13 protein-coding genes and 1 pseudogene are annotated in these 12,871 nt (G+C 54.3%); 9 read left to right on the top strand and 5 right to left on the bottom strand.

Features of this window, described 5'->3' with window-relative positions:
• Positions 1–45 precede the first annotated feature (45 nt).
• The 9 genes and pseudogenes from AC3IT6_RS12620 to AC3IT6_RS12660 all read left to right on the top strand — a co-directional run.
• A pseudogene (locus AC3IT6_RS12620) lies at positions 46–242 on the top strand (gfo/Idh/MocA family oxidoreductase); the annotation flags it as partial.
• A gap of 220 nt (positions 243–462) precedes the next feature.
• Positions 463–1,215, top strand: a complete 753-nt coding sequence (locus AC3IT6_RS12625) for a GntR family transcriptional regulator (protein WP_489355913.1) — start codon at positions 463–465, stop codon at positions 1,213–1,215.
• Entirely contained in the window at positions 1,212–2,942 is a 1,731-nt protein-coding gene (locus tag AC3IT6_RS12630) for a fumarate reductase/succinate dehydrogenase flavoprotein subunit (RefSeq protein WP_489355915.1), read from the top strand. Before AC3IT6_RS12625 ends, AC3IT6_RS12630 begins: the two co-directional genes overlap by 4 nt.
• A gap of 26 nt (positions 2,943–2,968) precedes the next feature.
• Positions 2,969–3,214 (top strand): 4Fe-4S dicluster domain-containing protein, encoded by a 246-nt coding sequence (locus AC3IT6_RS12635; RefSeq protein WP_489355917.1) that lies wholly within the window; start codon positions 2,969–2,971, stop codon positions 3,212–3,214.
• Positions 3,215–3,530: 316 nt separating this feature from the next.
• Complete coding sequence (locus AC3IT6_RS12640) at positions 3,531–4,937, top strand: ABC transporter substrate-binding protein (protein WP_489355919.1); 1,407 nt, start codon at positions 3,531–3,533, stop codon at positions 4,935–4,937.
• A 152-nt stretch (positions 4,938–5,089) separates the two neighbouring features.
• A complete protein-coding gene (locus AC3IT6_RS12645) occupies positions 5,090–5,872 on the top strand; it encodes an ABC transporter permease (protein WP_489355921.1) in 783 nt (260 codons plus the stop codon).
• Entirely contained in the window at positions 5,872–6,720 is an 849-nt protein-coding gene (locus AC3IT6_RS12650) for an ABC transporter ATP-binding protein (RefSeq protein ID WP_489355924.1), read from the top strand. Before AC3IT6_RS12645 ends, AC3IT6_RS12650 begins: the two co-directional genes overlap by 1 nt.
• A complete protein-coding gene (locus tag AC3IT6_RS12655; RefSeq protein WP_489355926.1) occupies positions 6,717–7,679 on the top strand; it encodes a HEAT repeat domain-containing protein in 963 nt (320 codons plus the stop codon). Before AC3IT6_RS12650 ends, AC3IT6_RS12655 begins: the two co-directional genes overlap by 4 nt.
• Positions 7,676–7,954 carry a DUF971 domain-containing protein gene (locus tag AC3IT6_RS12660; RefSeq protein WP_489355928.1) on the top strand — a complete coding sequence of 93 codons (279 nt, stop codon included), beginning with the start codon at positions 7,676–7,678 and terminating at the stop codon, positions 7,952–7,954. Before AC3IT6_RS12655 ends, AC3IT6_RS12660 begins: the two co-directional genes overlap by 4 nt.
• 69 nt (positions 7,955–8,023) lie before the next feature.
• On the opposite strand, the gene AC3IT6_RS12665 is transcribed toward AC3IT6_RS12660, so the two are convergent.
• The 5 genes from AC3IT6_RS12665 to AC3IT6_RS12685 all read right to left on the bottom strand — a co-directional run bounded on the left by AC3IT6_RS12665 (position 8,024) and on the right by AC3IT6_RS12685 (position 12,619).
• Positions 8,024–8,743, bottom strand: coding sequence for an AAA family ATPase (locus AC3IT6_RS12665; protein ID WP_489355930.1), 720 nt, complete (start codon positions 8,741–8,743; stop codon positions 8,024–8,026).
• Positions 8,744–9,497: 754 nt separating this feature from the next.
• Positions 9,498–10,703, bottom strand: coding sequence for a YcaO-like family protein (locus AC3IT6_RS12670; protein WP_489355932.1), 1,206 nt, complete (start codon positions 10,701–10,703; stop codon positions 9,498–9,500).
• 1 nt (position 10,704) lies between these two features.
• Positions 10,705–11,496 (bottom strand): SagB/ThcOx family dehydrogenase, encoded by a 792-nt coding sequence (locus tag AC3IT6_RS12675; RefSeq protein WP_489355935.1) that lies wholly within the window; start codon positions 11,494–11,496, stop codon positions 10,705–10,707.
• Positions 11,477–12,358 (bottom strand): McbB family protein, encoded by an 882-nt coding sequence (locus tag AC3IT6_RS12680; RefSeq protein ID WP_489355937.1) that lies wholly within the window; start codon positions 12,356–12,358, stop codon positions 11,477–11,479. The genes AC3IT6_RS12675 and AC3IT6_RS12680 overlap by 20 nt, the downstream gene beginning before the upstream one ends.
• Positions 12,359–12,436: 78 nt before the next feature.
• Positions 12,437–12,619, bottom strand: coding sequence for a hypothetical protein (locus AC3IT6_RS12685; RefSeq protein WP_489355939.1), 183 nt, complete (start codon positions 12,617–12,619; stop codon positions 12,437–12,439).
• Positions 12,620–12,871 lie beyond the last annotated feature (252 nt).

Here is a 12,871-nt window from a genome sequence, read left to right on the forward strand (position 1 = left end):
AAGGAGTGCCTATGAACCTGGTGCGCTGGGGCATGATCGGTTGTGGCAGTGTTCAATGAACACCCGGTCGAGCTGCACATCGATGAACACCTCAGCCTGAACATCGAGCATCACGCCCACATTCAGTGGCACCACGTATTGGGCATGAATGCGTATATTCGCGGCGAGGCGCAGCACCCGGCCTAGCCGAGCAGGCGCTGAAGACCGATTGGGTGATGGAGCAGATCCTCAAGCGGCGCTGAATCCTCAGGTCACACTTAACCCCCTGTGGGAGCGGGCTTGCTCGCGAAAGCGGAGTGTCAGTCACCATCAGCGTTGACTGACAGGATGCCTTCGCGAGCAAGCCCGCTCCCACATTTGTTCTTGCTTCGCACTTCTAACCTTATGCGCATTCGGTATTTCTCAAGCGTGTCATAACCTCTCTAAGATCACGTCATAACTCGTTATAACAAGTGATCTGCCATGACCGATAACGTTCTATCCCTGAGCAGCGTCCCGTTGCACACCCAGCTGCGAGACGTGCTGCGCGCCCGCATCCTCGATGGCGAATACCCGCAAGACAGCCAGATGCCTTCCGAAAGCGAGCTTGGCGCGTTGTTCAGCGTCAGCCGCATCACCGTGCGCCAAGCCTTGGGCGACCTGCAAAAGGAAGGGCTGATCTTCAAGATCCACGGCAAGGGCACCTTCGTCGCCAAGCCGAAAACCTTCCAGAACGTCAGCACCCTGCAAGGCCTGGCCGAGTCCATGACCGGTCGCGGCTATGAGGTGATCAACCGTCTGCGCAGCTTCAAATTCATTGCCGCCAACAAGCTCGTTGCCGAGCGTTTGCAGGTCGCCGAAGGCGAGGTCGTGGCGCAGATCAAACGGGTGCGCCTGATCAATCGCGAGCCGATTTCCCTGGAAATCACTTACCTGCCCAAGGCCGTTGGCGAGCGCCTGGAAAAAGCCGACCTGGTCACCCGCGACATTTTCCAGATCCTGGAAAACGACTGCGGCCTGGCCCTGGGGCACGCCGACCTGGCCATCGATGCGGTGCTGGCCGACAGCGACCTGACTCGGGCTCTGGGCGTCGAACCCGGCTCGCCGATCATGCGCATCGAACGCTTGACCCACGATGTCGACGGTTGGCCGCTTGACTTCGAACACCTTTTCTACCGTGGCGATGCCTTCCAGTACCGCCTGCGGATCGACCGGCAAAAAGGGGAGCAGGCATGACGCGCAGCACGTTGGAGCAGGAATACGACATCGTTGTTATCGGCGGCGGCACCGCCGGCCCCATGGCGGCGATCAAGGCCAAGGAACGCAACCGCGACCTGCGGGTATTGTTGATCGACAAGGCCAACGTCAAGCGCAGCGGCGCGATCAGCATGGGTATGGACGGCCTGAACAACGCGATCATTCCCGGTCACTCGACGCCGGAGCAGTACACCAAGGAAATCACCATCGCCAACGACGGCATCGTCAATCAGGCCGCGGTGTACGCCTATGCCACCCACAGCTTCGAGACCCTCTCACAACTGGACCGCTGGGGGGTGAAATTCGAGAAGGACGAAACCGGCGACTACGCGGTGAAGAAGGTTCACCACATGGGCGCTTATGTGTTGCCGATGCCGGAAGGGCACGACATCAAGAAAGTCCTCTATCGGCAGTTGAAACGGGCGCGGGTGAGCATCACCAATCGCCTGGTCTGCACCCGATTGCTGACGGATGAAGAGGGCGCGGTCAACGGCGTGATGGGCTTCGATTGCCGTACGGCTGACTTCCATGTGATCAAGGCCAAGGCGGTGATCCTCGCCTGCGGTGCGGCCGGACGCCTGGGGTTGCCGTCTTCGGGCTATCTGATGGGCACCTACGAAAACCCGACCAATGCCGGCGACGGCTATTCGATGGCCTACCACGCCGGGGCCGAGTTGGCGAACCTGGAATGCTTCCAGATCAATCCGCTGATCAAGGACTACAACGGCCCGGCCTGCGCCTACGTCACCGGCCCCTTGGGTGGCTACACCGCCAACAACAAGGGCGAACGCTTCATCGAGTGCGACTACTGGAGCGGGCAGATGATGTGGGAGTTCCATCAGGAGCTGGAAAGCGGCAATGGCCCGGTGTTCCTCAAGCTCGATCACCTGGCCGAGGAAACCATCCAGAACATCGAAGAGATCCTGCACAGTAACGAGCGTCCGAGTCGCGGCCAGTTCCACGCCAATCGCGGCACCGACTACCGCACGCAGATGGTCGAAATGCACATTTCCGAGATCGGTTTTTGCAGCGGGCATTCGGCGTCGGGGGTGTGGGTCAGCGAGAAGGCCGAGACCTCGGTCAAGGGCTTGTATTCGGCGGGGGACATGGCTGCCGTGCCGCATAACTACATGCTCGGCGCGTTCACCTATGGCTGGTTCGCCGGCCACAACGCGGCGGACTTTGTCGCCGGGCGCGAGTTTTCAGCGCTGGATGCCCGGCAGATCGAAACCGAAAAACAACGGGTCTACGCACCGCTGGATCGCGAGTACGGCCTGCCACCGGCCCAGGTCGAATACAAGCTGCGACGCTTCGTCAACGACTACCTGCAACCGCCGAAAGTGACCAAGAAGATGCAGATCGGCCTGCAACGCTTCAGCGACATCCAGCGCGACCTCGACCAGATCAAGGCCCACAACGCCCACGAGCTGATGCGCGCCATGGAAGTCAGCATGATCCGCGACTGCGCCGAAATGGCCGCCCGCGCTTCATTGTTCCGCGCCGAAAGCCGCTGGGGGCTTTACCACCATCGCGTCGATCACCCACAACGCAACGACCGCGACTGGTTCTGCCATTGCCACCTGAAGAAAGACGAAAACGGTTTGATGAGCAGTTTCAAGAAAGCCGTCGAGCCTTACATCATTCCGCTCGATGCCGACGAGATGCAGGCCTACGACCGGTTGCGGGTCGGTGCCGATGCGGCTTGAGCATCACCCAAGAGAGAGACCGTGAAATGGCCTATCAAGCCCAGGAAATCTTCTTCCGTTCCAACGCCCCCGTCACCGTCGACGAGGACAAATGCATCGCCCACAAAGGCTGCACCGTGTGCGTCGATGTTTGCCCGATGGACCTGCTGGCGATCAACCCGGCCACGCAAAAGGCCTACATGGCCTTCGATGAATGCTGGTACTGCATGCCCTGTGAAAAGGATTGCCCGACCGGGGCGGTGAAAGTAGACATCCCGTACCTGCTGCGCTGAAACACTGACCATGTGGGAGCGGCGGTGCGACGATTCGACTTGCTCGCGAAGAGGCCGGCACAGCTGGCATCTCCATTGACTGAACGGACGCATTCGCGAGCAAGCCCGCTCCCACAGGGATCGAGGCCAGACGCAAGTCCTGCGTACACCAGAAAAACCTGTGGGAGCGGGCTTGCCCGCGAAGAGGCCAGCACAGACAACCCAAAACGCCATCCGGCAACAACCGGACGCCTGATTCAAAACACCCCTCGTTTCCCACCGCGCCCTGATCGTGGCGGAGACGAACATCCAATAAATGATTCGAGGGGAAATACTCATGATGTTGCGCGCAGCTTTGGCCGGTCTGGTACTGGCTTCATTCACCCTGTCGGCCTCGGCCGAAACCATCCGCATTGCCATCGGCACCCAGGACACCACCATCAACTGCGCCGCCGGCGGATTGTTGATTCGCGAACTCGGGTTGCTGGACAAATACCTGCCCCACGATGGCCCCTACAAAGACGCCCAATACGAGGTGCAGTGGAAAAACTTCACCAGCGGCGCCCCCCTGACCAACGAGATGGTGGCCGGCAAACTCGACTTCGGTGCCATGGCCGACTTCCCCGGTGCGTTCAACGGCGTGGCGTTCGAAACGGCGAGCAAGCACAGCCTGTTCATCAGCGTGCTGTCGGGCAGCATCAAGGGCAGCGGCAACGGCATCGTGGTGCCAAGCGCATCGGGCGTGCAGTCGCTGGTAGAGCTCAAGGGCAAGACCATTTCCGTGCCGTTCGCTTCCACCGCCCATGGCATGCTGCTGCGCGCCGTCGCGGCCCAGGGCTGGGACCCGCTCAAGGACGTGAACATCATCGCCCAGCCGCCGGAAGTCGCCGGCTCCGCGTTGCAGGCCGGCAAGATCGATGCCCATGCCGACTTCGTGCCCTTCGCCGAACTGTTCCCGAGCCGTGGTTTCGCCCGCAAGATTTATGACGGTTCCCAAGCCAACGCGCCGACCTTCCACGGTGCGCTGGTCGATCAGGCCTATGCGAAGAAGTACCCGGAAATCGTCGTCGCTTACCTGCGGGCGAGTATCGAAGCCAACCAGTTGCTGGCGGCTGAGCCGGAGAAATACAGCGAGTTGATCGCCAAGGTCACCGGGGTCGATACCGAGGTCAATTACCTGTTCCATGGCCCCCTCGGTGTGCAGACCCGCGACCTGAGCTGGAAGCCGGAATACCGTCAGGCCGTGGGTACCGCCATCGATACCCTCAAGTTGTTGAAGAAGGCCGATCGCGGTCTGGATCTCAACACCTTCATCGACGACCAATACATCCGCGCCGCCTTCAAGGCCTCGAACCTGGACTACAACGCGCAACTGGCCAGTTACGGGCAGGCGCCGCTCAAAGCCGTCGATGCCGCTAGCGGCCAAGCCATCACCGACTTCAGCCACGTGGCGGAAATCTGGGTACGCGGCGAGCCGAAAGTCCGCCAGTACGCCTCGGCGCAAGCGGCGTTTGCCGCGCTGGCCAGCCTCAAGCAGGAAGGCAGGAGCATCCGCGCGGTGTACGCCCAGGCCAGCGACAGCGGGATCAAGTTGCTGGCGGATCAGGCGTGGTTTGCCACCGATGGCAAAGGGCAGCTGAGCGCGTTCCTGCTCAAAGGCCAGGCCCAACAGTTCGCCACGGCCCAGGGCGGCAAGGTCCTCGACTTTACCGATGCCACTGCGCAGGCCGTGGCTGTTCGCTAATCCCAAGCACCCCTCGGGCAAATGTGGGAGCGGGCTTGCTCGCGAATGCGGTTCAACATTCAAAATCTGAGTTGACTGAAACACCGCTTTCGCGAGCAAGTCGGATCGCCGTACCGCCGCTCCCACAGGGTCCAGGGTTCAGAGGAATAATTGTGTACCGATCCTATTCACGCTGGATCCCCAGAGCCGCATCCTTGCTGCTCTGCCTCCTATTCTGGCAACTCGCCGCCAGCCACCACTGGAACCTCGGCCTGGTGACCTTCGCCAACGTCCCGACACCCGTGGCGGTCATTGAAGCCGCCCTCGGCCTCGGCGACTCGGGCAAACTCGCGCAGCACCTGGGCAGCAGCCTCGGCCGGGTATTCGCCGGTTACCTCGCGGCGCTGATCATCGGCGTGGCCTTGGGTCTGGCCATCGGCCGCTCGAAATGGGCCGAAGATCTGTTGCTGCCGCCCCTGGAAGTGCTGCGGCCGATCCCGGCGGTGGCATGGATTCCCCTGGCGATCCTGATGTTTCCCTCCTCGGAGCTGTCGATGGTGTTCATCACCTTCACCGGCGCACTGTTCCCGATCCTGCTCAACACCGTGCACGGCGTCGAAGGCGTCGACCCACGGCTGATCGCCTCGGCGAAAAGCCTCGGGGCAGGGCGCCGGGCAATCCTGCTGGAGGTCGTTCTGCCGGGCGCAGCGCCCAGCATCATCACCGGCCTGGCCATCGGCATGGGCACCTCGTGGTTCTGCCTGGTGACGGCGGAAATGATCTCCGGCCAATTCGGCATCGGCTATTACACCTGGGAGTCCTACACCATCCAGAACTACGCCGACATCGTGGTCGGCATGTTGCTGATCGGCGTGCTCGGAATGGGCAGCAGCCTGTTGATCAAGCGTCTGGGCGGGTTGTTCACGCCTTGGCATCGACCGCGAGGAAAAGCCTGATGAGCGTTTTTCAACACCTGGAAGGGCGTATCGATATTCGCGGGCTGTCGATCAGCCTGGGCGAGGGCGACACTGCTTTCGAAGCTGTGCAGGGACTCGACTGCCAGATCGAGCCGGGGCAGTTCGTATGCATTCTCGGGCCGTCCGGTTGCGGCAAATCGACCTTGCTCGGCGCCCTGGCCGGCCACCTGCAACCGCGCACCGGCACGCTGAATGTCGATGGCGCGCCGGTGTCGGGCCCATCGCCACAACGCGGCATGGTGTTCCAGCAGCACACGCTGTTTCCGTGGCGCACGGTGCGCGACAACGTGGCGTTCGGTTTGAAAATGCAAGGCATCGGCAAAGCCGAGAGGCACAAGGCGGCGGATGAAATCCTCGCCCTGGTGGGCCTCGAAGGTTTTGCCGGGCGTTGGCCCGACCAGCTCTCCGGCGGCATGCAGCAACGGGTGGAAATCGCCCGGGTGCTGGTCAACCGTCCGCGCCTGTTGCTGATGGACGAACCCTTCGGTGCCCTCGATGCCCTGACCCGATTGAACATGCAAGAACTGCTGCTGGACATCTGGACGCGCATCCGCACCACCGTGGTGTTTGTCACCCATGACATCGACGAAGCGCTGTTCCTCGCCGATCGCCTGCTGGTCATGAGCTCGCGCCCCGGGCGAATCATCGAAGACCTGCGCCTGGACTTCCCCCGGCCGCGCAGCACGGAACTGGTGACCCGCCCTGAATTCTCGCACCTCAAGCGCCATTGCCTCGAACTCCTGCGGCACGAAGACGGTCGGCAACTGCCGCGCCTGAACCCGCTCGGACTTCCCCCTGAAAACAAACTGCCGCGATTTGCCCTATGACCTCACTATTCGATGTAACCGATAACGACGACATTCTTGCCCTGCAACCGCGCCTGACCGATGACGACCCCGGTGTACGCCGGATCGCGCTGATCGAACTGGCCGATCTCGAGGAGCCGGACGGCCTGCTGTGGTTGATCGATCGACTGGCCGAAGACCCGATTGCAGAGGTTCGCGCCGAAGCCGCACGCCTGCTGGAAGCCTGGGAGGACGAGCCGGTGGTCGAAGCGTTGTGCCAGGCCCTGACGGATTCATCCCCGGCGGTGCAGGTGGCTGCTGCACAAAGTCTCAGCCTGCTCAAGAGTGAAGCGGCGGGCCGGGTCATCCTGCCGTGGACCGGGCACGCCGACAGCGGCGTACGCATTGCCGCGTTCAGGGCGTTGCGCGAGTTGCGTTGCCCCGATGCCGCCGCTGCGGCGGCCCGGGCACTGGACGATGAAAGCGCCAGCGTGCGCCGTGAGGCGGTGGGCGTGCTCGGCTGGCTCAAGCAACTCGATGCCTTGCCGGCACTGGCGCGACTGGCCAGCACGGACCCGGACACTGAAGTTCGGCGTGCCGCCACCGGGGCCTTGGGCCTTGCGTCTGACGCACAGGTGCTGCCGGCCCTGCGCCAGGCCTTGCGCGACGACGCCTGGCAAGTCCGCGAAGAAGCCGCCACCACCCTGGGCAAGGTCGGCCACCTCGACGCCGGCCCGGCCCTGATCGACGCCTTGGGCGACGATTACTGGCAAGTGCGCCTGCGCGCCACCCGCAGCCTCGGTCGCTTGCGTTTTGTACCTGCGCTCCAAGCGCTGATCGACACCCTCAGCCACCGTATCAGCAACCTGCGCAAGGAAGCCGCGTTGGCCCTGGGCGAATTGAACGACCCACGGGCCATTGCGGCATTGCAGCACGCACAAGACGACGGCGACCCTGAAGTGCGCAAGGCCGTGCGCATTGCCTTGAGCCAACTGCAATGAACCCGCTGGCGATTGGCAATTCCCGCCGCAAACAGCAGTTGCGCCTGAACTGGCCGGATGGGCGCGAACAGGTGTTCGAGCACGCCGAACTGCGTCGGCAGTGTCCGTGCTCGCAATGCCGGGCGTTTCGGTTGCGGGGGATGGTACCGTTGGTGGATGAGCGGGTTCAGGTGATCGAATTGCACTCGCAGGGGTATGGACTGCAGCTGGTGTTCAGTGACGGGCATGAGCGGGGGATTTATCCGTGGGCTTATCTTGCTGGGCTTACCGACTGAATCGAACTCCATTCCTTATCGGGAGTTGTCGCGGTCTGCGGCAGCTCCCCCGTGTGCGCTTCCAGTTGCTTATGTTGCGAATACAGGTTCAGTAACGGCTCGGATAAACGCATCGTCCACAGTCTTTACGCCATACCGATGCATGAACTCACTACCATTGGCAAAGCGATTGAAGCGTTGCTGGCTAATCATATAAAAATAATCACAATGGTTAATTACCTCATCAACATTGTGCGATGAAACCAGAATAGCGGCGCCCTCCCTGGCGGCGCCGTGAAGGCATTGCCAAATATAGCGACGAAATTCTGGATCTACGCCGGCAGTAGGTTCATCGAGAATCACAAAGTCTGCAGAAATTGAAAGAAGAGACAGAGTAAAGAACCAGCGTGTCTCTCCGTAGCTGCATAGCGATGATTTTTTGTTCCAGATATCTTGGTATCGGTCAACTATCGCAGGGCTCCACGCGCTTAGTTTTTTTAAGGTCTTTTCTTGTGTCATAGGTTCGCTTGATGACAGCGCAGTCACCATTTTAAAAATGTCACGCATGCGCAGTGGTGGGGGAGTGGAGATGATTTGAGAAAGGTATAGAAAGTGATTGAAGTCGTTTTTTATGAAGCCGGATTTTGTTTTCTTAAGGTCACAGACGATATCGAAAAAAGTTGTTTTTCCAGATCCATTGGGCCCCAGAATGCCGACAATGTCACCTTGAGCAACCTCAAGAGATGCCTGGGTCAAGAGGGGCTTGTCCGTATAGGAGAAGTCAATGCTCTGCGCCGTGAATTTTTTCATCAGTATCGACTCCATACGGGATTGATTCTTAGGTGTTTGAAGGTTTTGTGCAGTACTGAAATAAATAAAATAATTATTGCTGTCGTGATGAGTTTGTTGGATTCAAGACCTTGTTCCATTATCTGGCTTGCAAGTGTCAGTGGGTTTGCGAGGTTCAAAGTGTCGGTGATGGGGTTTGATCTGCTGGCACTCATTACTCCGAGAATCAGCATGCAGAACGAAAAAATGGAAAGCAAAGTGTTCGAGTTCTGAAAGTTGATCGGTAATAATGAGAATACAGCCCCGATCGCGCAAAACATGATAAAGCAGATGTAAAAGCGTGGTGTGATATTCAGTAGTTCATTGAGATCGTAGTTTCCGAATGGTAATTTGGTCGTTAAGTAAAAGGTTGCGCAATAAGATATCGATATTAGCGAGTAGGCAATGAAGTGCGATAAAAGAAAAATCAGTTTCGATTCCTTGGAGTAAATAAATGATCGGGTGAATCCACTTTCCCTTCTTCCGATTATGTAAAAGGCGAATCCGAATAATGCGACACTTGAAGAGATGTAGGCATAAAACCATGCTGAAATCGTAATGTAATTGCTCGAAAAATAGTTGGGGTCTTGCCTGGTTATTGCAAAAAAATAGAACATCGCACAAGGTGATATCATGATCCAGAACAAGGCGATGGGTTCTTTTAATTGTTCTTTTATGAATATGGACGTTAGGGAGAAAACTCTGGGCAGAATATTTTTAGTCATGATTGGTTTCTCTATGGGAATGGAACCATTGTTTCTTTTCTTTCATTGTATATTTCGAAGCGAAAGGAGCTTGAATAATCGTTGATTAAGTTTATGTCTGCTGAATTATTCATGTGCATAAATAATGATGGCGAAGTGAATTTGCAGAATGTGTAGTTGGCTCCATCTATTTTGGTTGTTTTTATATAGAGGTATCCTTCGAGGTTTTTGTTTCTCAAGCATTTAATTAGGTTTTCAGTATCCAATTTGCAGGGTGGGCTTTTGTTGTGTGAAGTATGTGGATAGTAATTTAATTGCGATGTGATTTCTTCGAACGTTTTATAGTGATTGCACTTTACGAAGTGGCGGATATAGGAGTCCTTAAGAGAGTCCGGGTTGCCGTGTAAAACGCTGAATAAATTCATGAATCGAAATGTTTGCCATAGCTCTAGAATAGACTTGTTCAATGCTTCTGCTCGATTTTCTGAGTAAGACATTCCTGCGCAGTAGTGAACATTTCTATCTGGGTCATTGTTTCCATAAACGGTTAACAAGCAAACTCCTGGGAAATTTTCATCAGAAATGTCAATTGTTAATAGTTGTCCTGATTTTATAAGTGCATTGTATAGACCATATGAGGGGAGTGTTTTTATTGTGGTTAATATCTCGGCCGGTTTGATCGTTCCTGTACATTGCTTGGTTAGCCAGAATCGAGTGAGAAATTGGCGTTCTAGTGATTCTTTAATTGAACCAAGAACGGCGAGTTCGGGATTCCAGTGAAAGCTGCATCCACAAGTGTCACGGCTTGGATAGATGTTGTCGTCGTCGCTGTTATGGTGGGTCAGAGAGATACATACAGTCGGAATTGAGCAGCATGAAAAATCAGAAATGCGTATGGCTGAATTCATGTCGAGTTTGCGATTTGCAAGGTTTGATAAGTCTATGTTTTTCATGGCAGTTTGACTGAAAGCTATAATGAATTTCTCGGCCTCTTTTGGCGTGAGAGAATTCTCTAATGTCGAAATGCTGTCGGGTAATATTTCTAAATAGAAGTGACGCCTCTCGAAGTATTCACCTAGAGCTGTTTTTATTGATGTTGAACTTGTGCCAATTCCTGAGCCTATTGAATTCCATTGATCACCAATCTCCGTGCAAAAAGGGAAGTCGAAAATACATGGGGGTTGGCACCACATTTCCGCAGGTAGTGAGGGATCATTGCTGTAACTTGAAATTTTCAATTTAGCCTCCTATCAAGTGTACGCATGCAGGAAAAAATAGAGTTGGGTTTAACCCCATGGCCTTGCATAGCATGTTGTCGGTGTATCCAGACCATTGACGACTTTTGAGGTTTAATTGTTTGCATTGGAGATCAACTAGCATATACATTGATCCGGTTTCCATTAGTGCTAGCCTGTATCCGCGATAACGATACTTGAATAACGTTTTCGGCATATACATTACATAAATTATAGCTATTCCAGGGGTGCCAACTTTGCTCCCCTTGGGCAAAATGGCTTCTTTTATTAGGCTGACGTCGGAACTGTCCTGTAATATTTCAAATTTTCTTGAATGTGGCAGTAGGTGTAAGATTTTTTCAGGGTGCGGCCATGTGTTTTTAGGTGATAGGGAGCAGCAGAATACCTCTACTGAATATAGTGCTCCTGCACTAGGGTATCCTCTTTTGTAAGTGTTTTCGCCAATTCTTAATAGTGGGCTGATTAATTGTTTTATTGACTTGAATGTTATGTCTCGATCGTCGAAAAAGTCGCATGATTGATTTCGATGCAAAGGGCTTGTAGGCTCTAGTGCTTCGAGTGTCACCCCTTTCGTAGTGATATCCATATCGGGATATAATTGCAGTTCGTTACCTGTTAGATCTGAAAGTAGCTGTGGTGGAAGGTTGTGCAGTAAGGAAATGTTTTGAACGCAGTCATGGATGGTGAAGTTGCCTTTGTTGTGGAATTCCAAGGTGTCCTCGATGACTTTCTGATCGAGGAATTTCAGATAGTAATCATGTGGAATATTTTTCATATTTAGATCTCAGGCAGGTACAGGAATGCCAGTGAGGGCTCAATTCTTCCGTAATCAGCCCGCTGTTTAAATCTACAGTCATTGATGAAAGAGAGTTGTCTTGGTATCTGAAGCCTTGATTATGCTCCGTATGGAGTTTTATTTTTTTTGTCAGAGCACCTAATGCAAGATTTCTCTGCAATAAGCTTAGGTTTGGCGCAGGTATCGTAATGTTTCGGTCAACACAAAAATTCAACAAGGCAGACCAGGAATTTCGACTTTCGTTGAATTTTTCATAATTCAATTGCCTTTCTACAAGGCAAAAATGGCAGGGGTTTCCAATGCTTGGGATGTATGGTTGACTTATACGAAAAACATCTCCGCTTAAGTACGCTATTGAGATGGCACTGCTCGGAGACGAGTCTGCTAAACAAAAGTATAGATCTTTAAGTTTTGAGTAGTTGTATTGCATGCAAATTATTTTAATTAGAAGTGCATTGCCTCTGGCTCGGTCAATTAAGGAGTCTATATCGTTCACTATTTCGTGATCGAATTTTACCTCTTGATCAATGATCGCTTCGAATTCTTCTCGGTTGCTCCAGTCATGTGCTATTAATACTTTTTTGAAGTATATCTCCGATGGTTGATTTTTTAGTCCAATGGCGAAATTCAAGAACGAATAAGTTTCTTTTAGTGGTAGTTTCTGGGCGGATACCACCTTGTCGAATAGTGCTTTTGATATTTTTGGTGATTGTTGTTTTTTTAGCTCTTGCAGTACGATTAATAGTTTTTTTGAATCGGTTTTCGATGCTCCATCGGTAGATATTATTAGTGATTCATTTGGTAGGTTTATAATGTCAAATTCTGAAAATATCAGTTGCATTTATCTCATCCTAAAGGACCTTTCACTTTGAAAGATCCTTTTAACTTTGAAAGTTGGCAGAGAGTTTTACTATCTGTTTCAACTACATACCTCTACAGCCACCGGTGCCACCACCGCCAGTGCCTCCTGCACCGCCACAGCCACCATTTCCCCCACCACTACCACCGCTGCATCCGCCACCCCCACCACATCCACCGCTGCCCCCGCAACCTCCTGCACTTCCGGAGCCACCAGCGACTTGCGGATTGAGGCTCGATCCAACATCATTTCTAAAATTGAATAGCACTGTTCCAAGTTCGTTGTTTTTCATTTTGTTTTTACTCGTTGTATTTGCCACTTGATATTAAGTGGTGCTGCAAGGATTAGTTGATTTTAGTGTTGGGTGCAAGTGAGAGGATTTTGTGATGTAGGGGTGTTCCTACATCTTTTTAAGATGCGTCCTACATGATATTAGGAGCCTTGGCGGTTTGGTTTTGTTTTAGTGTGGATGGTTTACAGCGCGGGACTGTGGAA

This window comes from Pseudomonas sp. KH_017, from assembly GCF_057840285.1.